A 25,592-nucleotide genomic window follows, 5' to 3' on the forward strand; every position below is an offset into this window, starting at 1 on the left:
ACTGGTTAATACAATCAAAAAGTGCCTGAAAGACCAATACTATGGTCTTCAGGCACTTTTTCATTTACGTTCTTCGGACAATCCTGTGCGTTTAATATGTCCCCAGTCACGCTTCCCTCTTAATGCACGAATAATTCCTTCTGCGCGCCAGAACAGCGTCAGCGGACGGTACCAAAACACTTCGGTGAGCGACAGCAAAACCAGGCGCAGCAAATCATTAATTTTTGGATAGGTGTTCCGGCTCCATGCCTCCAGTAAAACAGAGGTCATAGAAAACAATGAGCCATACAAGATAAATAATAAGCCCAGTATCGCCGCAAAGGCTATATAGACCTCTCCCATGAAGAAAGAGAGTACTATATAAGCATAGCCTGCCAGTTCAATCAGCGGCCCAAGCAATTCAATAAACAAGAAATACGGAATAGACAACAACCCTACTGTACCGTACTTCGGATTAAACGCCATTTTCTTATGGAGCCAAAGACTCTCGGCCAACCCCTGATGCCAGCGGCGGCGCTGGGTGCGCAAGTCTTTAAAAGAATCTGGAGCTTCCGTCCAGCAGACAGGATCTGGCGTAAAGACGATTTCTTTATCTTCTTTGCGATCCGCCAGTTCTTCATGAAGCTTGACTACAAGCTCCATATCCTCACCGACTGTATTTCTCGCATACCCGCCGGCTTGCAGCACCCATTTCTTTGAAAACACACTGAATGCACCTGAAATGATTAACACGAGATTAAACTTACTGAGCGCCATGCGTCCCATCAGGAAAGCACGCATATATTCTATAATCTGCATCCTCACAACAGCTGAATCTGGAAGCCCTTCCCTGACTACCTGTCCCATTTGTATTTCGTAACCATTCGCAATCCTTACGTTGCCGCCTGTCGCTATCACTTCCTTGTTTGACTCCATAATCGGCTTCATCACCCGCAGCAATGAATTGCGGTCCAGAATGGAGTCACCGTCAATGGAACAAAAATAAGGATACTGCGACACGTTGATCCCAACATTAAGCGCATCGGCTTTCCCGCCGTTCACTTTCGTAATCAGCAAAAGATTCGGATGCATAACAGATTGATACATCGCCTCAATTGGCTGCGTGGCAAGCTGCTGATTCACTACTTTACGAATCGGCTTCATATTGAAATGCTCAATCACAATGTCTTCTGTATTATCCGTTGAGCCGTCATTCACCACCAATATCTCAAACTGCGGATACTGCAGCGCCAATAACGAATAAATATTACCGAGCACCCCTTCTTGCTCATTATAAGCAGGTACAATGATAGTGACAGGCTGTGTATAGATGAAATCGACTGCTTCCTCATCTGACAGGTTTTTCTGCAGTTTCCGCTCTTTCATCAGCTGTGTAAACGCGATGATCAGCATAGACGTGTATGCAAAAATGACAGCCAGCATATAAATCAGCAGGATATAGCCGACAAATGCAAATACAGAAGAAGTAATAGCAGGTAAATTCATCTCATTACTCCTTTCCGAACATTTCTTCCGCTACATCCACGGCAAACTCATCTGATGATGTAGTGATGACAGAATATAGTGCTTGCTGACCGTTTCTTAATGACTTCATAGATTTCGCAGCCTGGGCACGAACTTGATAGACGGAATCTCCTATCAATTGATTTAATACAGGCAGCGCATCTTCTGCCGGGGCGGATCGGAGTATTTTCGCTGTCATCAGACGCTCTTCCCATACCGGCGAATATGCGAATTCTTTATACAGCGTCAGAACGTCCGCAACTTCGAGCTCGGCAATACTTTTTAGTGCCCGTATGCGTAATTCTTGATTTGTGCTGTCCAGACATTGATGCAGCAGAGGCAGCCAATCCAAGTAATAGTTGACTCCTGCAATCTCAATCAGCGTCAGTTGAAGCAACTCAGGCAATTCATCGAATTTCTCACCCAGTAAATCGATCTGTGATTTCTCCAATTCTATAAGAAGCTTTTTATAGTCAAATTCTCCAAGCGGAACTTGCGGACGAATAAAATGAGCAACGAATTCAGCTGCAGAAAACTTCGCAATAATTGCGTAAATAAGTAAATACTCCGTTTTAGAATATTTTCTCTTTCGTTGCGGCTGTTTCAATACTTCTTCCGCCATAAAAGTTAAATTAAATAATTTTATTTTATTTAGCGTATTAATACGGACTCCTGCACTCCGGCTGTTTAATTGCTTAGTATAGTAGCCGGACATATATCGCTTTGCGAAATCATTCATTTTTCCGCTGATGTCTTCGGATGCAAAATGATAGCTGAGACGGAAAAATAATTCATCAATTGCTTCCAGTTCCACAGTGTGTTTCGGCATAAGTGTTTCAGCCTGCAGATTATCTCTAAATAAGTAGTCATACCATTCGTCCTGGCGTTCTTTAATATAATCTGCAATCTTTTCTTTCTTTTTCACTTCTTGAATACGGTAGTATACAAGAACAAAAAACATAATAAAGAGAATGAGCAGTATGAACAGGATGATCAGCAGCAGCGTCAATAATAACTTATCCATAATAAATTCGATTCAACACTTTCTTTATTTGCGCTTCAAATAAATTCGGATTAAATGGTTTCGTTATATAGTCATCTACTCCGTGTTCATAAGCGAATATCATTTCCGCTTCATTCTTACGCTTGGTCATCATAAACACATGATACTTTTGTGTATTTGGTAATTGCCGCAATGCATAGAGCACTTCCAAACCATTTTTCCTGGGCAGTATATCGTTCACGATGACCAAATGTGTATGGGAAGACTCATACCAGGCAGAGTCCAAAAATGACTGTCCGTCATGAAACACTTTTATTTCCAGTTCAAGTTGTTTAATCGATACGCGTTCCACCAATTTCTGAACGACCGTCGTGACGACAGGATCTTCATCAATTATGCTGATACGTATTATCTGCTGCTCCAGTTTTCTGAACGAACGTTCTTTGACAAACGGAGTATTTCCGGTTAATTGAATTGCACGGTTTACTGCGTCAGATCCCGTCTGCAGTATATTTTCCAGTGTTACGTCGCCATTGCGGATTTCAACAACTGCAATCCCTACCCGATATGTTCTGGAATCTTCCGTTTGACGCAGCCTTTCGATGAACACATCCGCTTCTTCTTCTCTTGTATTTGCCATTAAAATAATATCCGGCTCACCTGCCGGAAAACTAAACAGCAGATCTGAATCCCTGATTTGCCTTAGGACTAACTGTTTGATTGCAGGGCTGTCCGGACTTTTCACGAACACCAATGTGAATGTTTGCCGAAAGCGTTTTGTATTTGCTTTCTGCCACATGAAAAACTGCGGAAAAAGTGCTGCATCCACTATATTACGTTCCTTATTTGTCATTCTCATTACACCCTTCGGCAGCAAATCAGCTGCTGGAATATCTATACGTAAGTTTTTACTGCGAGAGCCCGCGGAGTTTTCGTTATTGCAAACGGTATTCCGTATTACTGATTTATGCAGCTATCCGTACTCTTGGGGCTGTAAAATAGAGCAAGGCAGCAAAGAGAAAACATCGGATTAGCTGCCAACTATCCTTTAGTCTTTCTTTCATAGGTTTCATCCAAAATCGTTTCCATCATCGGAAAGTATGTCAGCCAATAAAATGCAGACACATCCTCCGCAAAATATTTATAGACGTTATGAATTCCCTGCCATTTCAAAATCGGCCGTTTGTCAAAATCCGCATAATCTCCCGCAAAATAATACGTGCGGGTTTGATTCTGGTGCAGCACAGCGGGGAATGTTTCAGGTATATTAGCTCCCTGCAGCACACTGCGTCCTTTTTCAGTCAGGTCAAATTCATACGTTGCCAGCACTTCTGTCTGCTCTGCTGGTTCTACCACGTCAAACCAATAAAGATAATCAGAGGAATAGACATCAGGAAATTTCTTTTTCCCTGCTGCCGTCAGCTGGAAATGGGCAGCACTTTTATTCTCTTGGCCATCCAAAACAATAATCTGCCCTGACGTATGGACAAATACCAGGCCTGGCCCGGCAAAAACCCACTCTTTGTCCGTCTGATTTTTATATCCTTCTGCAAGCCATTGCGGTATTTCTTCATTTGCTAAGTCCGAAAAATAACGGCCGATCCACCCCGTCCACGTTATCCCCAGACTCTTCTGCATCACGATACTGACTTCTTCACTTGTAGGTGATGCAAAGCTGTTAAATTCCGCTATTAATGTTGTGCTTTCCGCTTTACTGTCCATCAGCTCATTCCACTCCGGTAATTCCATACCTCCGTAAATAAGTTCAGAACGCTGACCATCGGGCTGCTTCTTTACATCATCGCTGAATACTCCGTATGTGTCAGCCACATAAATCATATCCAGAGGGCGTGCGCGAAATGGCTCCAGCGCTTTCTGCTGAAACGGGTCAAAACCATAATAATCAGTAGTAAAATCATACAATTCCCCATCAGGGCGGACGACTTTCTTGCCTTCGAGTATATGAAACAGCCCCTTGTGCTCACGAAAATCTCCTTTTGCAACAGATTTATCGATAACTGCTATATCCAAAACTCTCTCCTCTTTGACAGTCCAATAAATCCGTGGTGAAAGGACGAGGAAGATCAAAAGTATGGCTATCACTATTTTTTTCACTGATCTGTCTCTCCTTCATATATATATCGATAACCGTTAAATAACCATATTTTAGTATTATTATATCATCTACTACTCTGGCAAACAATTATTTAACGGAAATTTATTAGTCTATATATACTATACTTTTTCACATCTCTTGATGTAAAATATAATGGTAGGCCTAAACTAATGTATATAGCAAATTGACTAGAGGTTAACAGAGAAAGGTGAATATATTGACTAAAAAGGGACGAATTATTTGGGTGGCGGTATTTCTATTGGTTATTACTAATTTTATTTGGCTCAAACCTATGTTGACTATGCGTGCTGATCAGCCGAAAGCAACTTGGCTTTGGCACACTCATCAAATAACAGACAGATCCGATGATTTAATTGATTTTATGAACAGAAAAAATGTTTCAATACTTTATTTGCAAGTGAATACAGATATACCCGACGATGCGTATCAGCATTTCATCAGACAGGCAAACGAGCATACTATAGAAGTTCACGCCTTGGACGGTGCTCCGCATTGGACAACTGATCAAAAATCCGTTCAAGACTTTTTTCACTGGGTAGAAACATATCAGTCGGTGTCCGATGAAACAGAACAATTTGCGGGCATACACTTAGATATCGAACCTTACATCTTACCAGACTGGAATACCGACATACAAAAGACCATAGACAGCTATCAGCAAAGCATTCATTTGGCCGCAGGTGAGGCAGCTCTCCTCAACCTCCATTTCGGAATCGATATTCCCTTTTGGTTCGATACCACGTTTTACACAACTTCTATGGGCGAAGGGGTATTATCTGAGTGGCTGATTGAACAGTCAGACAGCATTAACGTAATGGCATACCGCAATAAAGCAAACGGACGAAACGGGATAATCAGCTTAGCGCAAAGCGAAATGGATTATGCGAGCCAAGCAGGAAAAGAAGCACGCATCGCGGTGGAAACAAGTAAGTCTTTTGAAGGGGATTACTTGTCTTTCTTCGGCAAAAATAACGCGTATATGGATAAGCAGCTGAAAGAAGCGGAGAATGCATTTAATCATTCCGAAGAGTTCCGAGGGATTGCGATTCACTCGCTGGAAAGCTGGATGAAACGGAAATAACTATTACATACGCAAAAAGCCGTCACCTTTGGAAAGGGACGGCTTTCGTATTGTATTGTAAGGCAGCAGAGATTCAGGCTTTTCCGTCTTGCTCATAAAATACAGGCGGCACTGAACCGAACACTCGGCGGTGGTAAAGCATTGGATCTTTTTGCTTGTCAATGTGCAAGTCAACGACTTCACCAATAATCACTGTATGATCTCCCGCTTCAATCGTTTGGAATGTTTTACATTCGAATACGCCGAATGCATCTTCAATAATTGGAACACCGCGGTCGGACATTTCCCATTTACATGTAGAGAAACGGTCTTCTACACGGCTGGCAAACGTACTGCAAAGTTCTTGCTGATTTCCAGCCAGTACGTGAACCGCAAATTTACCGCCTTCTGTAAATGCTTTAATAGATGAAACTCTATGATCAATTGACCACAAGAGAAGCATGGGGTCTAAGGATACTGAAGCAAACGAGTTTACTGTCAATCCAACCGGCGTGCCGTCTTCTGTTACCGCAGTGACGACTGTGACACCTGTAGGATAATTCCCCATAATTTCCTTGAATAAGTTTTGTTGTTCTTCTTTTTTCATAAAATATTCTCTCCTTTATTCATTCGCTACTTCCAGTGACGGAACATGTCCAGTCCACTTGAAATAGACAGCTCTTTTCCCATCATAGCACTTTTTCCGTCATTATTCATTATTCTCAGCTTACTTTATCCTTTTCTATCAGTTTATGCACGCGTTGACCCATCTGCCATGCTGTATTGCATACTGGCTCTCAGCATTTATTGTGATTTTCTTTCTGTTTTCACTAAACTGGGTACATTGTTTAATCATTATTTTCCTTTTACAACAGATGATAAAATGAATTATTGTTCCGGGATAAGACGAAAGTTTCATTTAACAGGTTCAATGTTTACAAGATCAAATACCGGATATTATACACATAGCAAGTCTATCAAGCAATTAGAGGAGGATACCTTAAATGGATCTAAATAAGCTAAAGAAAAACAATTTATTAAAAGTTGGAGCAGCAGCAATATTATCTGTCGGCGTCCTCAGTGCGTGCGGAGACGATGACCCGGTCATTGATGATAATGACGATATCGATGTAGATCAGCCGGCTGATGTGACGCCGAATGATGACGCAGATACAGAGCCCGAAGTAGATATGGAACCCGACACTGAAGTTGATCCGGATGCAGAAGTTGACCCAGATGCCGAGGTCGATCCGGATGCTGAAGTGGATCCAGATGCGGAAGTCGATCCGGATGCAGATGTAAGTCCGGAAACAAAATAAATTATCATATTTTCACAAAGATGAATAGTACAAAGCAGCCGAAGAATCAAATTCGGCTGCTTTTTCCTTTTATATAATGTTTGATGCAACAATTCCTAACCGGTCACGTTCAATGACTCCGAGTTTATTCATATGGCGACGGAAACTCGCCATAACAAAAGTATGCATATTCGCTTGTGTTGCGTAATAAATAAACCACGGAATGGATGGCAAGTAGTCATGAATTGCGACAATGACCTCATTAGAACCCGGAATCTTCCGGAATTCTATTCTGCCGCGTTCATTGGAATCCGGATCCATTAACATTCCTCCCGTAATATAATACAGTGAACGGTCTTTTGTGCTGCGGTCTGCAGAATAACTCAAGGCAAGCAGTGTCCGGTTACCAAGAAAGCCGATCCGGCAATTCAACTGATCATCTACATCGGTCTTAATCCAAGGATTTAAAAAAGCAGCAAGCCATTTGACATAATAACGCGCTGTTTCATCAGCAGTCCAGCTGTAAGGCAGCTCAATACGCTGTACTGAACGTACGTCTTGTTTAAGCGGCCCCATTGAAGGTTTTCTATTCGAGCGATTCTTATCCTTACTTTCTGCATCAAGCGCTTCTTTTGCCGCTTGCATGAAAGGGATCTTGCCGTTACTGATACCTTCCAAGTAACGTGATGGGCTGACAACCATTGGGTGTCGCAAACTTTCAACTAACGGGTAGACAATCTCCTTAGGCGTCTGTGTAACGAGCCGTAACCATAACCTCGATACACTCAACGAAAAGAAAGGCACATCTATCATTCGCGATGATTTCCCTGCTGCTTCAGCCGTCTTTTCCATCATAGACTTATATGTCATCACTTCCGGTCCGCCTACATCAATTGAGCGCTGTGCAGGTTCGAAATCCAGTATCAGCGAACTCAATGATTTAATCACATCTTCAAGCGCTACCGGCTGGGTGTTTGAACGTGTCCACTTAGGTAAAATCATTACCGGCAGTCTCCTGACAAGCTTAGACAAGATGGGAAACGATGAACCTTTCGGGCCGACTATCAATCCTGCACGCAATGCCGTAACAGGCACATCATACGAACGCAGAACCCTCTCCACTTCCAAACGGCTCTTCAAATGGCGAGATAAGTCTCCAATCTCTTCATCTGGAATAATACCGCCTAAATAGACGATTTGTTTGATGCCCTGCTTTTTAGCAGCCTGCGCGAAGTTATCGGCTAATATAACATCCATGTCTTCAAAAGTGCCTTGAGTCAGCCGGGCTGATTTCAGCATGGAATGAACGAGATATACAGCAATATCTGCACCAGCAAGACTTTTTTCTGCATCCTTCATCGAAAACAGATCACAAGACCGCCACTCCACATCTTCAGTACTTTGCCTCTGATTCCCATTGCGTGATAAGCCGATTACTTTTGCTCTTCCTTTAAGCTTTTTCAATAAATTATTGCCGATATAGCCGCTGGCACCAGCAACGGCGACAACTAAGTGATCTTTCCCCATAATATTCCGCCTTTCCTCGTACGTATACAATCAAACTACCCGCATTTACTAATCAGTAAGCGTAATTGTCAATTTAATACTTTCAGCAAGCGCAGTCTTTGCTTTTCATATCAATATTCCTTATACTAGATTAGAACGATGAAAACTATTTTTGTTTTTATAGTTTTTCTCTGTATATAACGATAGGGGTACGATAGATGAAAGCACGCATCATGAAAGCTTTTTTAGAAGAGATTCATGAAAAAAGCATGAAATTTACAATGGATGACTTAGCCCGCAGACTGGGCATCAGCAAGCGCACATTGTATCAGCACTTCTCTTCTAAAACGGAAATATTAGACGCAATTATTGATTCAACTTTACAGGAATTTGACGAGAAGACAGCTTTGATCATGCAAGATCCCCAACTAGGCCTGGTAGAGAAGATCAAGCGGGCCATTACGGTCATCCCTAAATATAATGATTTTTATAACTGGCAAATTCTTGATCAGATGAAAAAAACGCACCCTGCGCAATGGGAACGCGTTCACGCTGCTCTTCACGAATGGGATGAACTGCGTGAATTGATTGAACAAGGAATCCGTGAAGGGATTATTGCCAATCAAAATGTTCCGTTGCTGATGAAGCTGATCATCGACGCAACAAACTCCACACTCGACCGCAAGTTTTTCTACGAGAACAGCATTACGGTAACCGAGGCGCTGGACTCTATTGTCGATATTCTGCTGTTCGGTTTTATTAAGAAGGACGACGGCGTAAAAAACTGATAAAACAAAAATAGTTTTTAGGTTTCACAAAAAATTGAAAGCGAGATGGAATTATGAGCCTCCACGCAAGTGAGGTAACGAATGAAAATTGGCAAGAAGTTGCCTATTTATCCGTTCATGAAAACCAAAAGAATTTTATAGAAAGCAATTCATTTTCACTGGCTCAATCACAGTTTGAACCTGAATGGAAATCTGTTGGATTATATGATGGAGAGGAGCTCGTTGGCTATGCAATGCATGGACGCGAAGAAAAAAGCGGCCATGTGTGGCTCGACCGCTTCATGATTGATCAGCATCATCAGGGAAAAGGCTATGCCAGCCGATTCCTTACACTTCTATTAACCAGAATGGAAGAAAAATATCAATGTGACATGATTTATTTAAGTATTTATCCCGATAATAAAAAAGCACAGCGTTTATATGAAAAATTCGGATTCGTACTTAACGGAAAAATAGACGATGCAGGTGAATTCCCTTGTCTCATCATGGAACTTGATCTGCGGAGGAGCCCTGTGCAATGAGCCTTTCTTCACCCAAATTGGATCGGCTGGACACTGAACCGGTAGGACGTATTTTTTTGCGCTATTTAATTCCTTCAACAATTGGCATGCTGCTGATGGCAGTAAATATTGTGGCGGACGGCATTATGGTCGGTAACCGATTGGGTGCAGAAGCTTTAGCGGGAGTCGGAATTTCGGCTCCCGTTTATACAATTTTCTTTGCTGTATCTCTTTGGATTGGCATTGGCGCCGCCACAAAATATTCCATGGCAATGGGTGTCAGGGATAAACAGAAAGCCAGATCCATTTTAACACACGCCATTTTATCAATTTTCTTAATTACTATCATTCTGGGGCTAACCGCATTTATTTTCCGGGAACCTCTTGCTTATGCACTTGGAGCTAATCCAACGACGTTCCCTTATGTTTCTGATTACTTATTTGTCATTTTATTGTTCGGATTTATTTTCACTGTCGAGAATACATTCAGTATTTTTGTGCGAAATGACGGCGCGCCCACCCTTTCCATGGCAGGCTTAATCGTCACGTCTGTCGTTAACATCATACTGAATTATGTGTTTCTCTTTATTTTTGATTATGGCGTTACAGGCGCTGCGCTGGCAACCATCATCGCTTCTTTCCTCGGTATGCTCGTGCTGGTCACACATTTCTTTAGAAAGAGCAATAATTTACAATTGGTGAAGTGTACGTTTAATAAAAAGCTGTTCACTGCGATCATTTTCATCGGATTCCCAAGCTTTCTTTCCGAATTAGGTATTTCAGTTTTTACTATTTCACATAATATTGCATTTGAACGCATGGCCGGTACAGAAGGCGTTGCGGCATTCTCCATTTTGAACTATGTGCACAGCGTTATGCTGATGCTTTTCCTCGGAATGGGAGGTGCGATTCAGCCGCTCATCAGTTATTACAACGGGTCAGGTAACCGCGCGCGGATGAAAGAAACGATGAAAAAAGCCACATTTACAGTTGCAGCTGCCGGCATTACATTCTTCTTAGTCGGACAATTTGCTGCAGGCCCCATCGTGTCTATCTTCGGAGACTTCCCTAAAAACGTCGGTGAATTGGCCGCAACGGGAATTAATTTATTCTTCATTGCGTATTTGTTTACAGGCACAAATTTTGTGATGATGACTTATTATCAATCTGTCGGCAACGTCCGTATGGCCACATGGATCACGGCGTCACGAGAAATCATCATTATGCTGATTTTCCTGATGATCTTGCCTCGTTTCTTTGGATTGAACGGTATTTGGCTGTCAATTCCCGCATCAGAATTTATTGTGTTTGCCGGGATCTATTGGTATCAGCGAAATGCTGCACGACATTCATTACCTCAATAAAATCACGTCGGCTCACCGATTCACTGTACCCGCCTATGCAGATTCTCTAAACGACAGCACCCCCTGACATCGATGTGTCAGGGGGTGCTGTTTTATAAAGATTCTTTAATCACACGCTTATAATTCAACACTGACAGCAAGCCAAATATCGAGTACAAAGCCGTGTAGATCAGCATAACGATAATCATTGGTGTCACCATTTCAGCACCAAATAGGAACCAGCCAGATTTTACAGCAAAATAGCTGTGGCATAAACCTGCGGCTAATGGGATACCAAAGTTGAACAACTGTTTCCTCTGAATTCCTTTTAGTAAATCAGATTGTGTAAATCCAAGTTTCCTTAGAATCGTGTAATTTGATTTTTCATCTTCACTTTCATCCATTTGCTTGAAGTAGAGAATACAACCGGATGTGATGAGGAATGCGAGCCCCAGGAATCCCACGACGAACATCACCATGCCTACGCTTTGTTTCTGATTACTTTGCTCTTCATATTTCGATTCATGCCCTGCCCATATATTGATTTCCAGCTTATTAAAAATCGTATTGGCGTTCTCAACCTCGTTTTTGTCATCGATATCCACCCCGTAATACTCCGTGAATTCCGATGTGAAGGAAGTATCTTTATCTTTTTGCATCCGTTGGAATAGTTGATCGTCCACTACAGCAACTGGAAAAGCGGAGGTTATACGAGTTGGCAGTAGAGCCAAATCCTCTAGACCCGTTAATGTCAGATCATATGCGTGTTCTGTGCCTTTAAACACCACCTGACGATCTGCTTGGAATTTCATAAACTTTTCTGCAAAAGTATCTAAATTGATAAAGCGCACTTCGTTCTCCCCTACATTTACTGCCGGTACTGCTTTCTCACTGATTACAATCATATTGGTATCGGCATAACTCTGTCCTAAAGCAACCTCTTCCGTAATGGAAATTACTTGTGACAAATCCACTGGTGATGTTAATAATTCCACCGCTGTCTCTGTATAGGCGATACCTTCCTCTTCCAATGCCTGCATAAATTCCATCGCACGCTCAGTATTCGGAATAGTAAAGTCAGCAGGGATTGTCTGCTCCACTGTTTTTTCCACAGAGTAATAGGAGATATAACTTAACGACAGCAGCGCAATTGATAATGCAGACAATGTGGTAATGATCATTAACAGGAATGAATTGGATTTCATCCGGAACATAATCGAAGAAAGAGATAAGACATCACGAACATTCAGATACCCGCCTTTACGTTTACGGATCAGATTAAAGATGAAACTTACCGATCCTTTGTAAAATAAATAGGTCCCGATAATCACAGATGCCAGTATGACGATCATTGTCAAGAATAGATAATTGCCCAGAATTTCACCGCTGAACAGCTTGGTTGATAAATAATAGCCAAACAAAATAAGCAAGATGCCAAACACGCCAATGACTGCTTGAAATTTCGTCACCTTTTGCACCCGCTGCTGCGTAACAGATGTTGCACGGAACAGCGATAAGATACTTTGGCGTTTGATGAATATTGCATTCATGATCAAAATTAATAGATAAATTGCCGCAAATACTACCAGTGTCTGCAGCAATGCCTCCGAGGAAAAACGCAGCGCCGCTACATCTGTTACACCCATTACGTTAAAGAGAATGATCATTAGTAATCGAGACATCGAAAATCCGAGGAAAATTCCAATAAACAATGAGCCGATATATAATACAAAGTTCTCGACACTCAGAATACGAAAAACAGTTCCTTTCGTCATACCGATTAATTGAAACAACCCAATTTCCTTGCTGCGCCTTTTTATAAATAAGTTGTTGGCATACAGCAAGAACACTGACACAATAACTATCAGTAAAACCGATCCTGATTTAATAGCTGCAGCACCTTTCACCCCGCCATTCACATCATCCAATGCAGGATCGAATTGCAGTGTCACAAACGAAAAGTATAGTCCCACACTGAAAACCAGTGCAAAGATATACACATAATAATGCTTAAGATTTTTCTTGAGATTACGAAATATCAGCTGGTTAAGCGTCATTCTTCACACCGCCCAGTACACCTTGCGTTTTGATAATGTCATTGAAAAACTCGTTGCGGGTCTGATCTCCTTTATACAGATGTGTATAAATCTGCCCGTCTTTAATAAACACTGCACGCTCACTGAAACTCGCTGCCAAAGGGTCATGTGTAACCATAACAATAGAAGTATTACGATTTGCATGTAAGGCACTCAGTTTATTGAGCAAATCCGATGCAGCTTTCGAATCAAGAGCCCCCGTCGGTTCATCCGCAAAGATGATGCTTGGATCGTGCATAAACGCACGCGCAGCAGAAGTTCTCTGCTTTTGCCCGCCTGAAATTTCGTTCGGGTATTTGTCAGCAATATCCACTATCCCGAGTTCTTCTGCTACTGCATGAAACTTTTCATCAGCTATTTTTTTAGCTATTTTTTGCACTGATAACGGCAGCAGAATATTCTCCTTCACCGTTAAAGTATCCAGCAAATTATAGTCTTGGAAGATAAAACCCAAATGATGTTTACGAAATTCCGCCATTTGCTTTTCTTTCATTTGGCTGAGATTTTGCCCTTCAATGCTGATGGTTCCCTGACTCACGCGGTCAATGGTAGAAAGGACGTTTAGCAGCGTCGTTTTTCCAGAGCCGGATGCACCCATAATGCTGATAAATTCACCTTTATTCACTTGAAGGTCTAATGCGCTGAGTACTTCTTGCTTATTAAATTTATTGCCGTATGTTTTATATATTTTCGTTGCTTGCAAAATTACCATGTCCATCACTCCTTGTTAGTTCTATCTTAATCAACCCAAGAACTTTTCTCCTGTCTTTGAGATGACAATTTGAAAAAGCATGTGACAGTATCGTCACATGCTGTAAGTCGGGAAGATTAGCAGAGAGGCTGCCAAGGACTCTTGGGTGAAGATTTACACTTCAAAGGAGACGCAGTGAACTGCCTGTCCGCACTTAGGCTGAAAATAAGTTCAATGACAACATTGCCGTCAGCGTATGATTTACTTTACATGCTTACCTTTCATTCCCCCTATGCATTTATCATGCGAATCCATTCATTTTCTTTCGGGAAGGTCAATGTAAATCGCGTTCCTTCTCCTGGCTCTGATTCGACTTGTATGTCGATCAGCAGTGATTCTCCCACTTGTTTTGCCAAATACAGGCCCATTCCTGTAGCGGCGTGATCTCCGTGGTCCGCTGTTCCTGTAAACCCTTTGTCAAAAATTCTAGACAGGTCTTTTGAATGGATCCCCTTTCCGAAATCCTTTATAGATAACTTCGTAACGTCCTCGGCTGACGTACTCCGAATGCGAATGTCTGATGAATGACTGTATTTTACTGCATTCGTCAGAAGCTGTCTGATCATGAAGCCAAGCCATTTGGCATCAGTCAGCACCGTGTCCGTTTCCAGCGACACTTCAAATCCGATATTCTTTTGCATACACCATTGCCTCAATGACTTAATCTCTTGAAACAGCACCTTCTGCAAATCTATTTTTTCGATATATAAATCATTTTGGATAAATGGAATACGTTTTTGATGCAATTGCTGATCGAGTAATAAATGAATACGAAGCCATTCATACATCAGCTGTGAACGAAGAGCAGCATCTTCTATTCGTTCGATCATCAACTGCATTGTTGTCAGCGGCGTCTTTACTTCGTGGATCCAGTTCAGAATATCGTCTTTCTCCTGCTCAACGCTGCTTTGCAATACTTCCAGCCGCTGTGTAAACAACTGATTTTGTTCTGAAATTCGTTCGGAGGCGATATGTTCAAAAGGGCTGTCGGCTTCCGGCAGCATAGTTAGGTCAAATGACGAGTCGAGCGTGTTCAGCTCCTTATAAAACCGGGTTTCTTTCGTGTACCGCATAATCAAAAACAGCAAGAAAGACAAACAGGATAGAAATACTATATAAGCAGCAGATGTAAATGTAATGCCAGTGTCCATATACCCTACCGCCAAAGCCAGCAGCTGCAAAAACAGAAAGAATACAATCCATGCAGCCCGTTCTTTCAGAAATAGCTGCTTCATAGCATTTCTTCCTTTGCCATATAACCTTGTCCTATCTTTGTCTCAATCACATCAGTCAGTCCAATTTCCGCAATGCGTTTACGCAGTCGATTGACGTTGACAGTAAGCGTATTATCGCTGACAAATCGTTCATCATCCCACAGTTTGGTGATGATTTCTTCTCTCGTCACAATTTCATTCTTCTTCTCAATCAGGACTTTCAATATATAAATTTCATTTTTGGTCAGCTCAATCGTTCCGTTCTCATTCGTCAGTGTCCCTTTAACAAAATCCACTGCCGCACCGCACCAGGACTTCACTTCCAATATCTGTTCGATGTTGTAATTATAGACACGGCGCAATATCGCCTGGATTTTCGCTATCAGCACATCGAAATGAAAAGGTTTTTGAACGAAGTCATCAGCTCCAAGCTGCATCGACATCACCATATCCGTCGGGTGATCACGCGAGGACAGAAAAATAATTGGCACGTTGGAATGCGCGCGGATCATCCGGCACCAATGAAAGCCATCATACTTTGGCAATTGGATATCTATAATCACCAGATCCGGCTTGAGTTCCATAAACTCCTGCAATACATTACGGAAGTCTTTAACTCCTTCCGTTCGGTAAGACCATTGCGTCAGGCGTTCTTTTATTTCGGCAAATAAGGTTTGATCATCTTCTATCAGCATAATCGTAAACAACGGACTCACCACACTTTTCTTCAGTGCTTTTAGTGTATCCTATCTGAAGACAAAATCAAAACAGCGGGCGAATGAAGGCAACCTTCATTCGCCCGCTGCTATTTTCATTTCAAATAAAATAATCCTCCGCTTACTATGTCCACTGTAATTCGCGGCTTAAACCGCTCTTCCATAGCTTGTTTCTCCACATCATAGTATTCAGGCTTCTGCTCTTGTCCCTCATAGAAATAATCCAATACCGCCTGATCTCTTTTCCAGCGCTTTTCTGCTTCTGCAATCCATGACTGGTCTTCGCCTTCAATGATTTGATCTATCACTTGATCCAAACGGTCGATTCCGCGGGCAGGTGTGATGATATAAGGCAAATGAAATACTTGTTCAGACGGTTCTGGTGAGAATTGACGAGTGCATAGAGTCTCATGAAATCCGTTCATCACGGCGCCTGTCATCAAGTTCATGCCGATTGAATACAACATTTCTTTCGTCTGATGGCTAATAAACGATACTTTATAATTTACACCGATCCAAGGCGTAAGAATCACTTGAATGTGTGCGTCCGAAATCCGCTCATACATTTTCACATACCGGCCCATTTCCTTTGTCACCCGAAATAACTGATGCAGACGCGGTGAACCGAGATGGATTGCCTCGCCTTTTATCCCGCTGTTCAAATGTTGCATGTCTGTAATCAGTGTAAGCTGTGCGGGATTCGGTGTTTCGTTGACACTTTCCACATACCGCCAATAAAACGGCCGGTTCATAATCTTTTTATCCATGTCAATTGTCAGCTGTACGGTGAGATAATGTTCATTTCCATGGAGTACTTCACAGTGATTTTCTTTAAAAAACTGATGGAGAAAAGTATGGATCTCTTGTGCGTGCATGAATCCGCCTCCCTCATATAGATTGTTCCTTCATCGCTAAAATATTGTCCAGCTCCCCTACCACCTGTTCAAATGTATCGATTTTTCCTTGCAGCACTTTCAGGATATGATCATCAATCGTTCCTTCTACTGCCAAGTTATAAATTTGCACATCATGCTCCTGACCTAACCGGTGAACCCGGCCGATCCGCTGTTCCAATTTCATCGGATTCCACGGCAAGTCATAATTGATCACGTGATGGCAAAACTGCAGGTTAATCCCTTCCGCACCGGACTCTGTCGCGATGAGCACCTGCGCCTGCTGCTTAAAGAGATGTTTAATCCATTCACGGCTGCTTTTACTCAATTTGCCGTTGAATATGACGTTCGAGATTCCCTTTGCATATAAATAGTCACTCAAATACAGCTGTGTCATCCGATATTCTGCAAATATAATCACTTTGTCGTTCGCTTTCGCAATTAAGTCTGCTGTCATTTTAGCTTTGGAATGCACTGGCAGTCTTTCCAGCTGCTCGATCACTTGATTTACCCTGCTGACTTCTTCCGGCTTCGTGCACTCGGCCAGCAAGTTCATCAATGTGCCAATCACTGCATCCGGACTGCTGCACATTTCCCTTTGTACAGTCATCGTCGTAAACGCATCCGCAAATACGGGTGAAATCTCTTTTAATTGGGATAAAGCCGTATACACTTGTCTTTCATCGGCTGTGAATTCTACAGGGATGGATTGTACCTGACGCGCAGACCATTCAATGCCGGTATCTTGCCGCCTGTTGCGCACCATAACCTGACTCACCAGCTCCTTTAAATACTCATCCCGTTCTTCATCCCGATTTTTCGCTGAAAATATAGCAGAAAACGATTCAAAATTACCGAGATGCCCCTGCTTAAGCAATGACACCAAATAGAATAATTCAAAAATATCGTTCTGGATGGGCGTTGCAGTCAGCAGCAGGCAAAATTTCTTTTTTAGACTTTGCACAAATTCATAACTGATCGTTTGATGATTCTTTAATTTATGGGCTTCATCCACAATGATTAAGTCATAATCTTGCGCATAGATTTTTTCCTTATGCGGACTGCGCTTGGCTGTATCCAAGCTCATGACGACTACATCCACATAATCGAGCTCATAGTTCTTTTTGTACAGCAGTGCGGGGATATGGAATTTTGTATACAGCTCCTCCACCCACTGATTGACAAGAGAAGCCGGCACCAGAATGAGAACTTTCTTCACAAGTCCGCGGAGCAAGTACTCTTTGATAATCAGTCCTGCTTCAATTGTTTTACCAAGTCCCACTTCATCCGCTAAAATTGCTTTGCCGTTCATTTCCTCGATCACACGTTCAGCCGCTTCTATTTGATGCGCTAACGGTTTAACGTTCGGCAGATAAGCGAGCGACTGCAATCCTGTAAAATTAGTAATTAAGTTATTTTTCGTGATGGTATAGCACATATTATATAAATTCCAGCTGTCAAAAGGCTCTCTGTTTTCCAGCCTCTCAATAAATCCTTCTTTCCATGAAGACGATCTTTCAATCAGCATTTGCATCACCTCAATCAGCCATAATGTTTTCATTAGAATGTCCCAAAAAGACAGACTTATGAATAACGCAAAAAACCCTCTGCAATTAGAGGGTTTCCATTATCGGTCCATTATATTTCAAATGCTGTAAAACTGCCTTCCTCGTCAAAATCTGTTACATGCAGTACGCGGTCTGAAAATGATTCTGCGATTTTCGTATCCTTGCCCAGTATAAGCGACAGTACGTTGAATTTCTTTTGTTTTTTCATTTCATTAAATTCCTTCAGGAAGCTGTTACTGATCTCGTCTTCTCCGTCTGTAACGAAAATTACATCCGCATTTTTGAATGTACTGCCACCGATGACTTTTAGTGCTTCCTTCAGCGACAGAGTGAAGTCCGTGCCGCCGCCTAAATATGTGCGGGCAAGCCGTGCGAGTTCACTGGAAGTGATCTTGCCTTTGACAAATGTTTCTTGCTGCACGGTCGTAGAAAATAACAGCACACATAAATCTCGGCGCTGTTTTTTCGCTATGGACAGAAGCGCTAAGATAAATCCTTTCGACTGATTATCAAGCAGTTTCATACTTCCGGACTGGTCGAGACAAAAGACAATGGGACCTTTACCAAGCTCTTCGCGTTTTCTCTGGTCGTACTGCATCGTCTCTTCTTCAGCAAAACGCCGCAAGAAGTCTTTTTTCGTTGCATCGTGCGTATACAGCCCTAATTCTATGGGCAATAATCGTTCTATTTCATTTCCGGTCGTCACACCTCGCCTTTCCATGGATTCTGCATAATTCGTTTTTTGCTTTTTGCTCGCCACTTCTTTGAACCGGCCTGCCCATTCCGCAATTTCTTGCATCTTCGGGTTTGTTGCCAATTGATCAGCAACAGCCAGCTGTTCGCGCAGCGGCACCTTTTTCAGATCCGCATCCCCTTTACCGGCGCTGCTCCCGCCCATTAAAGAAATCAGGCTGTCTTTTACTTTAATTGTTTCTTCTACCGCTTCATCCATCGCCTGCAAAAAACGCTCTCCACTCGTTTCAAGCGTCAATTCAAGTTTGTCATTCAATTTATCGGATGCTTCTGCCAGTTCCTGAACCGGCTCATCTATTTCATCCATACCTTCCGGGGTTGCCTGCTCTATCGGCACATTATCCTGGAGCGCTTCAACAGCCTCCATCTTCTCCAGCAGTTCCTCATCCAGCGCTTTCGCGTCCGCAAGCCACGCGTTTATTTTCTCACCAAACTTCACTGTACATACGGTCGCTGCCAGATCATCCAGCCGGGTGAAATTTCTATATTCCTCAAAGTGTTCATCTTTCATTATTTTCTTTAAAATCGTCTGGTTTGCTTTTAGTGCCGGATGAATGCCGCCTGCCACAATTCGCGGTTTCATTTTATACAGTGCCGCCCAAATATCACCAAGCAGCGCTTCTGCAGTCGGCAATTGCCCTTCGTCTCTTACCTTCTGCAAACCGTCCGACATTCCGAACAGCTCTTTAAACCGGCGTTTATCAAATGCGTCTGTATTCAGTACGGAGCGATGATCTCTTACGATTTTACTTCTTTTCATAGAAATCGCTCCTTTCACATTCTGAAAAAGACTCCATGCTGTCCGTCATTTTCGTTCTTCTTGCCGGAAGTATGGCCATAGTAGGCAGTATCTAATCTGCTGCTTTCCACTTCATTTTTTAATGCGGTTATTTGGCTCTGCAGTGTTCCAATTTCATCCATACGGCTTGAATTTCTGTCGTTTAATGTACGCAGTTCCGCTGTCAGTGCATTCATTTTCTGTATAGCTTCCATACCTGCTTCAGCTGACTGATCGCGCACTGCTGAGTCATATATTTCATTTGCTTCGTTTTCAATAGCTGAAAGTCTTCGTCCCACTTCATCTTGCGAATGCCGGCCAATGATGTTCGAGACTGTTTCTTTTTGATCTAGCGTTTCCCACAGAGCATGTTTTAAAATCGCAATATCATTGACTTGAACGCTTTCCCTTTGTTCGATTAAAGCTTTTGCCTGGAGAACGCACAGTGATTGCTTGAACCGGCGGTCGGACGGCTGAATCCCTTCGTCCAGAAGTTCTCTGCGAATCGTGGATAACGTTTCATATACTTCATCAGAAATTTTCACGTTTTCGGTCATGGTCTGTAATTGCTGCAGTTCTTCCAACTGCATAGTCGGTGTTTCTACGTCTTCGCCTTCGTCTTTCATCATCGAGACAAAGTTCGATTCATCCGCAATAAAATTAATCTCAAAACGCAGGAGGAACCGGTCGAATAACGCTTCTAGGCCTTCTCCTTCCTCTGGATATTCGTTAGACGCACCAATAACAGACATTAACGGCACTTCGACGGGAGAGCCATCGTTATAGAACAGCCTTTCATTAATCAGTGTCAGCAGACTGTTCAGAATCGCGGAGTTCGCTTTAAAAATTTCGTCTAAAAACACGAGATGCGCTTCAGGCATTTTCGCGGCAGTATTACGTTTATACACACCTTTTTCTAAATCTTTTAACGACAGCGGACCAAATACTTCCTCGGGGGTACTGAATCTGGTCAGCAGCCATTGAAAATACGATGTTCCCTCCACAATTTTGGCCAATTCTACTGACAGTGCTGATTTTGCAGTGCCCGCTGGACCGATCATCAGCATATGCTGCTTGGAAAGAAGCGCGACCAAAATCCCTTCCACTTCGCTTTCCCGCTCAAAAAACTTTCCGTTTAATGCGCGTTTTATTTCATACAATTTCTGTAGTGTATTCTCCATATGTGCATCACCTCAATTTGTAGTGTTCATCAGTTCATCCTTTTATGTAACAGTGTGACTGTAACGCGCTGATTTTAACCTCTTTTCATTAATTTCTGCAGGACGTTTTGTATCATGTCTCTGTATTCTTGTATAACCTTTTACATAAGCTTGAAATATAGTGTTTCTCTCTCCTGAATACATCTCTTCTACTACCATTACCCTTTTTACTCCATGCCAACTCCTATCGCTGAATATTTTTCAAAAGAATAAAAATGAACATAACATTATACAAAATTTATACACGCGCATAGTCATCCTTGGAATTAAGGCTTTGTTTTATATGGTATAATTGCCATATTAGAATCTGTTACAGGAGGTGGATCAGACATGACAGGAAGTACTAAAAATGAAAAAACAGTGTTAGTTGATCATGAAGAAAAGACATCATTGGTGAATGCAGCTGAATTTCTTGAGACGATGGCTAAGAAATTGAGGGAAGAAGGCACCTTTACTTTGACCCATAATGGACAAACACATGAAGTGACACCTGCTTCATCAGTAGTGCTAGAAATCAAGCTGGAAAAACAGCTGGATAAGAACAAGCTGGAAGTCGAGCTGGAGTGGCGCGACGGCGACAATGAAAAGGACGCAGGCATTTCAATTAGTTGAGTCTCTCAGCAAACAGAAACAGCCGCACTGGCAATTCATTAAATGAATTGCCAGTGCGGCTTTGCAGCAGAATGTTTTCATCTTTTGCCGTAATCATTCATGATTCAGCTTCCGACCGTAATGGCGCTTCCCCTGTTCTGCAAAGTAGCCAGTATGCTTAATGCGGCGAGATAACTAGTTTTCGGATTATTCGGCATTGGCTCATTTTCTATAGTCAGGTTCATTGTGCCGAAATCGCCGCTTGCTTCAATGGTATGCGTATTTCGCTGAATGTTCGGGTCCGCGATGACACGTACTTTTGTCTGTTCCGCTCCTAAACCTGCAATTGATAATAATAATGCTACGTTGACGTTTTTAGGAAACTTATCAATCGCCTCCAGCGCAAAACCGTCAAACATACAGTCCTCTGTACGTTTCACTTCAAGCCCTAATGACTGGTAGGATTTTCTCGTTGTAATACTTACTTCCTTCAAACCGCCCAATGCATTCGCTGATTGCAGAAGATCCAGTCCGCCCACTGCACCCGACGGCAGATAAATGTGCTGATTATGCCTATGTGCCTCTTCTTTCATCTTTTTCAAAAAATTCGTGTCTTTGAACGCTCCGATACTGCTGAGTATCAGATCTTTTTTGTTCTTCAAAACTTCCTCCATATGCTCCACAGCAACATCTATTGTCGCCGCTTCCACAACCAGATCGACAGGAGACTGAATGAATTCTTGAAAGTCCGTATAAAATGCGGGCCCATATTGCGTTTCCAGACGCGGCCCCACTTTCTGATTTCTTCCGAATATAGAGATAATCTTGCCATCTACCTTTTTATTTTTATTAATACTTTCCAATAAATACTGCGCAATATTACCGGTTCCGATTATACCGATTTTCACTTTACAACACCTCTCCCTTAAGTATATACATATTTTCAAGAAATCGAAGGCTTACTAGCAAGATACCCTTCCAAGACATAAACAACACTATAAATGAATAGGATGGTATTGATTGCAGCAAAAAACAGGAGGAATCTGCTGATGACAGGGTACACGGATAATTATGAGCGCGATACGTACGGAATTATTGATTTTTGGGTGCGCAATAACTTTGAGCACGGGGAGTTTTTTGACCGTGAAATCAGTCACCATGAGCTGGAGCTAGCCCGTGCCAATCAGCAAATGGTAGATCGCATGGGGAAAATCTTTAAAAAGACTGAATCTAAAACGGGGGATATTGGCTTAATCATCGATGAAGCAAAAAGCTCCACGAAAGAGTTTAGAGATTTACTTCTTCATACTATGGATCGGGCACTGCATTGCGATGTCATCATCTCCACACCTACTTCACTTCTCGACCATATGATCAGAGAAGCGGAAGAAGCGGAGAAAGTATTCAAACTGATTGAAACGAATTCCTATATTACGCCAGCTGACGCCACGATTCATGAAAGTAATTTCTGGCTTCGCCAAATGGTCGATCATTTGATATTCATCAGTCACTATGTAGATGCTTCTAACTACGAACTGCATGACCAAGTGCGTGCAATGACGAGAAAGTTTGAAAATCTCCTGTTACAGGCACAATCTTTGAAAACCATTATCCGCAGACCGCGCAATGAAGTTTCACCGGTTTTGAATACGTTCAATCAGATGGTAATAAAAGAAGCCAAAGCGCTCGAAGCCTTTAAATTGGAATTAAGTGAGCTCATTAAAAATTGTGCAGCGGTTACGACTGCACCGCCTGATTTATTGGAGCATATTGCGCGTGAAGCACATCACCTGTGGAGAAACTTAGAAGACCAGATCGTAAACTAATACTATGAATACGGCGACATGCTCGCCGTATTCAAAAAAGATTGCCAGCGCAGTTCAGACGCGGGCAATCTTTTTCTATTTCACAATTGTCACCGGACACTTTACATGCTTCATGACTTTATGGCTCACACTGCCCAGCACCATTTCCTGAAAAGCATTCAGACCGCGGCTGCCGATGACCAGTTTATCAATCTTCTTTTCATTGACATAGTTTATGATTTCCTGACTCGGGTTGCCTTTGAGCATAATAACTTTCGCATCGACAGCGGCTTCACGTGCAAGCGCTAAAATTGGATGCATCTTCTGTTCCCGTTTCAGTGACAGACTTTCAGGACTTTGCGACAAAAGTCTTTCATCCTTCGCCTTGCTGTAATCCTGTACATAAATGATCTCCAGCTGCACTCTTGGCAAGTACTCCGCCAGCATAATCGCATGTTCAGCAGCACGTACCGCATTTTCTGATCCGTCAATTGCCACCGCAATCTTCATATCGGTTCCCCCTCAGAGTAACTTTTCATATAGTTGTTCACTCGACGAATTCAACCCTTGAATTGTAACGGCTACACCTTTGCTTTCCAGCTTTTGCACAACTTTCAAGATGGCGCCGACTGCCGATTCATCCCACAGCTGGCTATTTTCAAAATCAATAATAATCTGCTCTCCCTTTACCTGATCAAACGACTGAATAAACTTCGTCGTAGAAGCAAAGAACAGCGGGCCAATAATTTTATACACTCCTGCTTCATTCACTACGGTCACGCGCGAAATCTTCGCGACGAAGAATAAAGCACTCAAGACGACACCTATGACTACACCGATCGCCAGATTATGCGTATATAAAATAACCGCAACCGTGACGAGCATCACTGCAGACTCAGAGCGCGGCGCTTGCCTTAAAAACTTGAATGACCCCCAGTTAAATGTCGTCATCGCAACCATCACCATGACTCCCGCAAGAACCGGCATAGGAATTTTGATGACCAAATCCCCCAATACAATAATCAAGAACATCAAAAACGCACCGGCAGTCAAAGTAGATAAACGTCCTCTCCCGCCCGATTTAATATTGATTACGGATTGGCCGATTAACGCACATCCTGCCATACCGCCAAAAAATCCTGTAATGAAATTGGCGATGCCCTGTCCTCTGGCTTCACGGTTTTTATTGCTGGGCGTATCTGTCATATCATCAAGTACTTGAGAAGTGAGCAGCGATTCGAGCAAACCGACAATCGACAGCGCCAAAGCGTACGGCAGAATAATTTTCAGCGTCTCAAAGTTCAATGGAATATCCGGCAGGAAAAATGTCGGCAATGAATGCGGCATCGTCCCTAAGTCACCGATAGCCTGCAGCTTCACACCACTGAGTAGTGCAATCGCCGTCATGACAACAATGGCAATCAGCGGTGCGGGGATTGCCGTGAAAAAACGCGGCACCGTATACACAACTATCAGTGTGGCGATGGCGAATAGATACGTCATCGTCCCTGCTCCGACTAAGTATGGCAATTGCGTAATGAAAATCATAATACCGAGCGCGTTCACGAATCCAAGCATGACGGAATTCGGGATAAAGCGCATTAAATTCGCCACACCGAGTGACCCTAATATGAATTGTATAATACCGGTTAAAACAGTGGCTGCAAGTACATATTGCAGTCCGTGATTCGCCATCAGGCTGACGAGCACCAATGCCATTGCACCCGTTGCGGCAGAAATCAGACCTGGCCGCCCGCCTACAAACGCAGTAATGACGGCAATGGTAAACGAAGCATAAAGCGCCACACGCGGATCGACACCAACGATGAACGCAAAAGCCAATGCTTCAGGAATAAGTGCCAGTCCTACGACAATGCCTGCGAGTATATCCGCACGCACATTCCCAAACCATTGCTGTTGTATAGTTTGCATAGTGTGCTCCTTTCTTGATGTTAAAGCAATTATATAAATAGCTGTTAACAGCATACCACCTATATAAAAGATTAGAGTTATTTCCACTGTAAATCAAGAAACTATACCCATATATCACAAACAAAAAAGTTAGTCTT

24 protein-coding genes are annotated in these 25,592 nt (G+C 42.6%); 7 read left to right on the plus strand and 17 right to left on the minus strand.

The features are described from left to right. Window positions 1–60: 60 nt before the first annotated feature. The 4 genes from SporoP33_RS06395 to SporoP33_RS06410 all read right to left on the minus strand — a co-directional run bounded on the left by SporoP33_RS06395 (window position 61) and on the right by SporoP33_RS06410 (window position 4,621). Complete coding sequence (locus SporoP33_RS06395) at window positions 61–1,485, minus strand: glycosyltransferase family 2 protein (RefSeq protein ID WP_081242949.1); 1,425 nt, start codon at window positions 1,483–1,485, stop codon at window positions 61–63. A gap of 4 nt (window positions 1,486–1,489) precedes the next feature. Then, a complete protein-coding gene (locus SporoP33_RS06400; protein WP_081242950.1) occupies window positions 1,490–2,527 on the minus strand; it encodes a HEAT repeat domain-containing protein in 1,038 nt (345 codons plus the stop codon). Then, window positions 2,520–3,359, minus strand: a complete 840-nt coding sequence (locus SporoP33_RS06405) for a response regulator (RefSeq protein ID WP_196796877.1) — start codon at window positions 3,357–3,359, stop codon at window positions 2,520–2,522. The genes SporoP33_RS06400 and SporoP33_RS06405 overlap by 8 nt, the downstream gene beginning before the upstream one ends. A gap of 188 nt (window positions 3,360–3,547) precedes the next feature. Then, window positions 3,548–4,621 (minus strand): AIM24 family protein, encoded by a 1,074-nt coding sequence (locus SporoP33_RS06410; RefSeq protein WP_155961317.1) that lies wholly within the window; start codon window positions 4,619–4,621, stop codon window positions 3,548–3,550. A gap of 218 nt (window positions 4,622–4,839) precedes the next feature. On the opposite strand from SporoP33_RS06410, the gene SporoP33_RS06415 reads away from it, so the two are divergent. Then, complete coding sequence (locus tag SporoP33_RS06415; RefSeq protein ID WP_081242953.1) at window positions 4,840–5,724, plus strand: hypothetical protein; 885 nt, start codon at window positions 4,840–4,842, stop codon at window positions 5,722–5,724. A gap of 73 nt (window positions 5,725–5,797) precedes the next feature. On the opposite strand, the gene SporoP33_RS06420 is transcribed toward SporoP33_RS06415, so the two are convergent. Beyond that, window positions 5,798–6,310: a flavin reductase family protein gene (locus SporoP33_RS06420; RefSeq protein WP_081242954.1), complete on the minus strand. Its 513-nt coding sequence runs from the start codon at window positions 6,308–6,310 to the stop codon at window positions 5,798–5,800. A gap of 397 nt (window positions 6,311–6,707) precedes the next feature. Here SporoP33_RS06420 and SporoP33_RS06425 point away from each other — a divergent pair, with 397 nt between their 5' ends. Then, complete coding sequence (locus tag SporoP33_RS06425; RefSeq protein WP_081242955.1) at window positions 6,708–7,022, plus strand: hypothetical protein; 315 nt, start codon at window positions 6,708–6,710, stop codon at window positions 7,020–7,022. A 69-nt stretch (window positions 7,023–7,091) separates the two neighbouring features. On the opposite strand, the gene SporoP33_RS06430 is transcribed toward SporoP33_RS06425, so the two are convergent. After that, window positions 7,092–8,528 (minus strand): NAD(P)H-binding protein, encoded by a 1,437-nt coding sequence (locus SporoP33_RS06430; protein WP_081242956.1) that lies wholly within the window; start codon window positions 8,526–8,528, stop codon window positions 7,092–7,094. A 197-nt stretch (window positions 8,529–8,725) separates the two neighbouring features. Between SporoP33_RS06430 and SporoP33_RS06435 the strand changes: the two genes are divergently transcribed. Genes SporoP33_RS06435 through SporoP33_RS06445 form a run of 3 tightly spaced genes read left to right on the plus strand, consistent with a single transcriptional unit; the run spans window position 8,726 to window position 11,159 of the window. Continuing rightward, window positions 8,726–9,295 carry a TetR/AcrR family transcriptional regulator gene (locus tag SporoP33_RS06435; RefSeq protein ID WP_081242957.1) on the plus strand — a complete coding sequence of 190 codons (570 nt, stop codon included), beginning with the start codon at window positions 8,726–8,728 and terminating at the stop codon, window positions 9,293–9,295. Window positions 9,296–9,348: 53 nt separating this feature from the next. Beyond that, window positions 9,349–9,816, plus strand: a complete 468-nt coding sequence (locus SporoP33_RS06440) for a GNAT family N-acetyltransferase (RefSeq protein WP_081242958.1) — start codon at window positions 9,349–9,351, stop codon at window positions 9,814–9,816. Next, complete coding sequence (locus SporoP33_RS06445; RefSeq protein ID WP_081242959.1) at window positions 9,813–11,159, plus strand: MATE family efflux transporter; 1,347 nt, start codon at window positions 9,813–9,815, stop codon at window positions 11,157–11,159. The genes SporoP33_RS06440 and SporoP33_RS06445 overlap by 4 nt, the downstream gene beginning before the upstream one ends. A gap of 92 nt (window positions 11,160–11,251) precedes the next feature. Here the strand turns inward: SporoP33_RS06445 and SporoP33_RS06450 are convergent, their stop codons facing one another. The 8 genes from SporoP33_RS06450 to SporoP33_RS06485 form a co-directional block, all read right to left on the minus strand. Further along, on the minus strand, window positions 11,252–13,195 hold the full coding sequence (locus tag SporoP33_RS06450) for an ABC transporter permease (protein WP_081242960.1): 1,944 nt from the start codon (window positions 13,193–13,195) through the stop codon (window positions 11,252–11,254). Next, on the minus strand, window positions 13,185–13,946 hold the full coding sequence (locus SporoP33_RS06455; protein ID WP_081242961.1) for an ABC transporter ATP-binding protein: 762 nt from the start codon (window positions 13,944–13,946) through the stop codon (window positions 13,185–13,187). Before SporoP33_RS06455 ends, SporoP33_RS06450 begins: the two co-directional genes overlap by 11 nt. A gap of 269 nt (window positions 13,947–14,215) precedes the next feature. Beyond that, on the minus strand, window positions 14,216–15,220 hold the full coding sequence (locus SporoP33_RS06460; RefSeq protein ID WP_081242962.1) for a sensor histidine kinase: 1,005 nt from the start codon (window positions 15,218–15,220) through the stop codon (window positions 14,216–14,218). Beyond that, window positions 15,217–15,906, minus strand: a complete 690-nt coding sequence (locus tag SporoP33_RS06465) for a response regulator transcription factor (RefSeq protein WP_081242963.1) — start codon at window positions 15,904–15,906, stop codon at window positions 15,217–15,219. The genes SporoP33_RS06460 and SporoP33_RS06465 overlap by 4 nt, the downstream gene beginning before the upstream one ends. Window positions 15,907–16,010: 104 nt before the next feature. Continuing rightward, window positions 16,011–16,790 (minus strand): YqhG family protein, encoded by a 780-nt coding sequence (locus tag SporoP33_RS06470; protein WP_081242964.1) that lies wholly within the window; start codon window positions 16,788–16,790, stop codon window positions 16,011–16,013. 13 nt (window positions 16,791–16,803) lie between these two features. After that, entirely contained in the window at window positions 16,804–18,336 is a 1,533-nt protein-coding gene (locus SporoP33_RS06475) for a DEAD/DEAH box helicase (RefSeq protein ID WP_196796911.1), read from the minus strand. Window positions 18,337–18,446: 110 nt separating this feature from the next. Then, the gene (locus SporoP33_RS06480) at window positions 18,447–19,889 is read right to left on the minus strand and encodes a VWA domain-containing protein (RefSeq protein WP_081242965.1); all 1,443 of its coding nucleotides are present in this window, start codon (window positions 19,887–19,889) and stop codon (window positions 18,447–18,449) included. A 14-nt stretch (window positions 19,890–19,903) separates the two neighbouring features. Beyond that, on the minus strand, window positions 19,904–21,088 hold the full coding sequence (locus SporoP33_RS06485; RefSeq protein ID WP_081242966.1) for an AAA family ATPase: 1,185 nt from the start codon (window positions 21,086–21,088) through the stop codon (window positions 19,904–19,906). Window positions 21,089–21,457: 369 nt separating this feature from the next. On the opposite strand from SporoP33_RS06485, the gene SporoP33_RS06490 reads away from it, so the two are divergent. Next, window positions 21,458–21,739, plus strand: coding sequence for an amphi-Trp domain-containing protein (locus tag SporoP33_RS06490; protein ID WP_081242967.1), 282 nt, complete (start codon window positions 21,458–21,460; stop codon window positions 21,737–21,739). A 104-nt stretch (window positions 21,740–21,843) separates the two neighbouring features. Here SporoP33_RS06490 and nadX read toward each other — a convergent pair whose 3' ends face one another. Continuing rightward, on the minus strand, window positions 21,844–22,626 hold the full coding sequence (gene nadX, locus SporoP33_RS06495) for an aspartate dehydrogenase (protein ID WP_081242968.1): 783 nt from the start codon (window positions 22,624–22,626) through the stop codon (window positions 21,844–21,846). Between the two features lie 141 nt (window positions 22,627–22,767). On the opposite strand from nadX, the gene SporoP33_RS06500 reads away from it, so the two are divergent. Further along, window positions 22,768–23,544 carry a DUF2935 domain-containing protein gene (locus SporoP33_RS06500; RefSeq protein ID WP_081242969.1) on the plus strand — a complete coding sequence of 259 codons (777 nt, stop codon included), beginning with the start codon at window positions 22,768–22,770 and terminating at the stop codon, window positions 23,542–23,544. 75 nt (window positions 23,545–23,619) lie between these two features. On the opposite strand, the gene SporoP33_RS06505 is transcribed toward SporoP33_RS06500, so the two are convergent. Next, complete coding sequence (locus tag SporoP33_RS06505; RefSeq protein WP_081242970.1) at window positions 23,620–24,033, minus strand: universal stress protein; 414 nt, start codon at window positions 24,031–24,033, stop codon at window positions 23,620–23,622. A gap of 12 nt (window positions 24,034–24,045) precedes the next feature. Further along, window positions 24,046–25,455 (minus strand): SulP family inorganic anion transporter, encoded by a 1,410-nt coding sequence (locus SporoP33_RS06510; RefSeq protein ID WP_081242971.1) that lies wholly within the window; start codon window positions 25,453–25,455, stop codon window positions 24,046–24,048. Between the last annotated feature and the right edge of the window lie 137 nt (window positions 25,456–25,592).

The sequence above is a fragment of the Sporosarcina sp. P33 genome (assembly GCF_002077155.1).
In the GTDB taxonomy this organism is placed as follows: domain Bacteria; phylum Bacillota; class Bacilli; order Bacillales_A; family Planococcaceae; genus Sporosarcina.

What these genes read in the sequence shown, in the direction of transcription:
- SporoP33_RS06420 (WP_081242954.1), bottom strand. Translation starts at nt 6,310, where the DNA reads ATGAAAAAAGAAGAACAACAAAACTTATTCAAGGAAATTATGGGGAAT.
- SporoP33_RS06400 (WP_081242950.1), bottom strand. Translation starts at nt 2,527, where the DNA reads ATGGATAAGTTATTATTGACGCTGCTGCTGATCATCCTGTTCATACTG.
- SporoP33_RS06510 (WP_081242971.1), bottom strand. Translation starts at nt 25,455, where the DNA reads ATGCAAACTATACAACAGCAATGGTTTGGGAATGTGCGTGCGGATATA.
- SporoP33_RS06500 (WP_081242969.1), top strand. Translation starts at nt 22,768, where the DNA reads ATGACAGGGTACACGGATAATTATGAGCGCGATACGTACGGAATTATT.
- SporoP33_RS06505 (WP_081242970.1), bottom strand. Translation starts at nt 24,033, where the DNA reads ATGAAGATTGCGGTGGCAATTGACGGATCAGAAAATGCGGTACGTGCT.
- SporoP33_RS06470 (WP_081242964.1), bottom strand. Translation starts at nt 16,790, where the DNA reads ATGCACGCACAAGAGATCCATACTTTTCTCCATCAGTTTTTTAAAGAA.
- SporoP33_RS06450 (WP_081242960.1), bottom strand. Translation starts at nt 13,195, where the DNA reads ATGACGCTTAACCAGCTGATATTTCGTAATCTCAAGAAAAATCTTAAG.
- SporoP33_RS06445 (WP_081242959.1), top strand. Translation starts at nt 9,813, where the DNA reads ATGAGCCTTTCTTCACCCAAATTGGATCGGCTGGACACTGAACCGGTA.
- SporoP33_RS06435 (WP_081242957.1), top strand. Translation starts at nt 8,726, where the DNA reads ATGAAAGCACGCATCATGAAAGCTTTTTTAGAAGAGATTCATGAAAAA.
- SporoP33_RS06485 (WP_081242966.1), bottom strand. Translation starts at nt 21,088, where the DNA reads ATGGAGAATACACTACAGAAATTGTATGAAATAAAACGCGCATTAAAC.
- SporoP33_RS06440 (WP_081242958.1), top strand. Translation starts at nt 9,349, where the DNA reads ATGAGCCTCCACGCAAGTGAGGTAACGAATGAAAATTGGCAAGAAGTT.
- SporoP33_RS06460 (WP_081242962.1), bottom strand. Translation starts at nt 15,220, where the DNA reads ATGAAGCAGCTATTTCTGAAAGAACGGGCTGCATGGATTGTATTCTTT.
- SporoP33_RS06395 (WP_081242949.1), bottom strand. Translation starts at nt 1,485, where the DNA reads ATGAATTTACCTGCTATTACTTCTTCTGTATTTGCATTTGTCGGCTAT.
- SporoP33_RS06480 (WP_081242965.1), bottom strand. Translation starts at nt 19,889, where the DNA reads ATGAAAAGAAGTAAAATCGTAAGAGATCATCGCTCCGTACTGAATACA.
- SporoP33_RS06405 (WP_196796877.1), bottom strand. Translation starts at nt 3,359, where the DNA reads ATGACAAATAAGGAACGTAATATAGTGGATGCAGCACTTTTTCCGCAG.
- SporoP33_RS06425 (WP_081242955.1), top strand. Translation starts at nt 6,708, where the DNA reads ATGGATCTAAATAAGCTAAAGAAAAACAATTTATTAAAAGTTGGAGCA.
- SporoP33_RS06475 (WP_196796911.1), bottom strand. Translation starts at nt 18,336, where the DNA reads ATGCTGATTGAAAGATCGTCTTCATGGAAAGAAGGATTTATTGAGAGG.
- SporoP33_RS06455 (WP_081242961.1), bottom strand. Translation starts at nt 13,946, where the DNA reads ATGGTAATTTTGCAAGCAACGAAAATATATAAAACATACGGCAATAAA.
- SporoP33_RS06430 (WP_081242956.1), bottom strand. Translation starts at nt 8,528, where the DNA reads ATGGGGAAAGATCACTTAGTTGTCGCCGTTGCTGGTGCCAGCGGCTAT.
- SporoP33_RS06490 (WP_081242967.1), top strand. Translation starts at nt 21,458, where the DNA reads ATGACAGGAAGTACTAAAAATGAAAAAACAGTGTTAGTTGATCATGAA.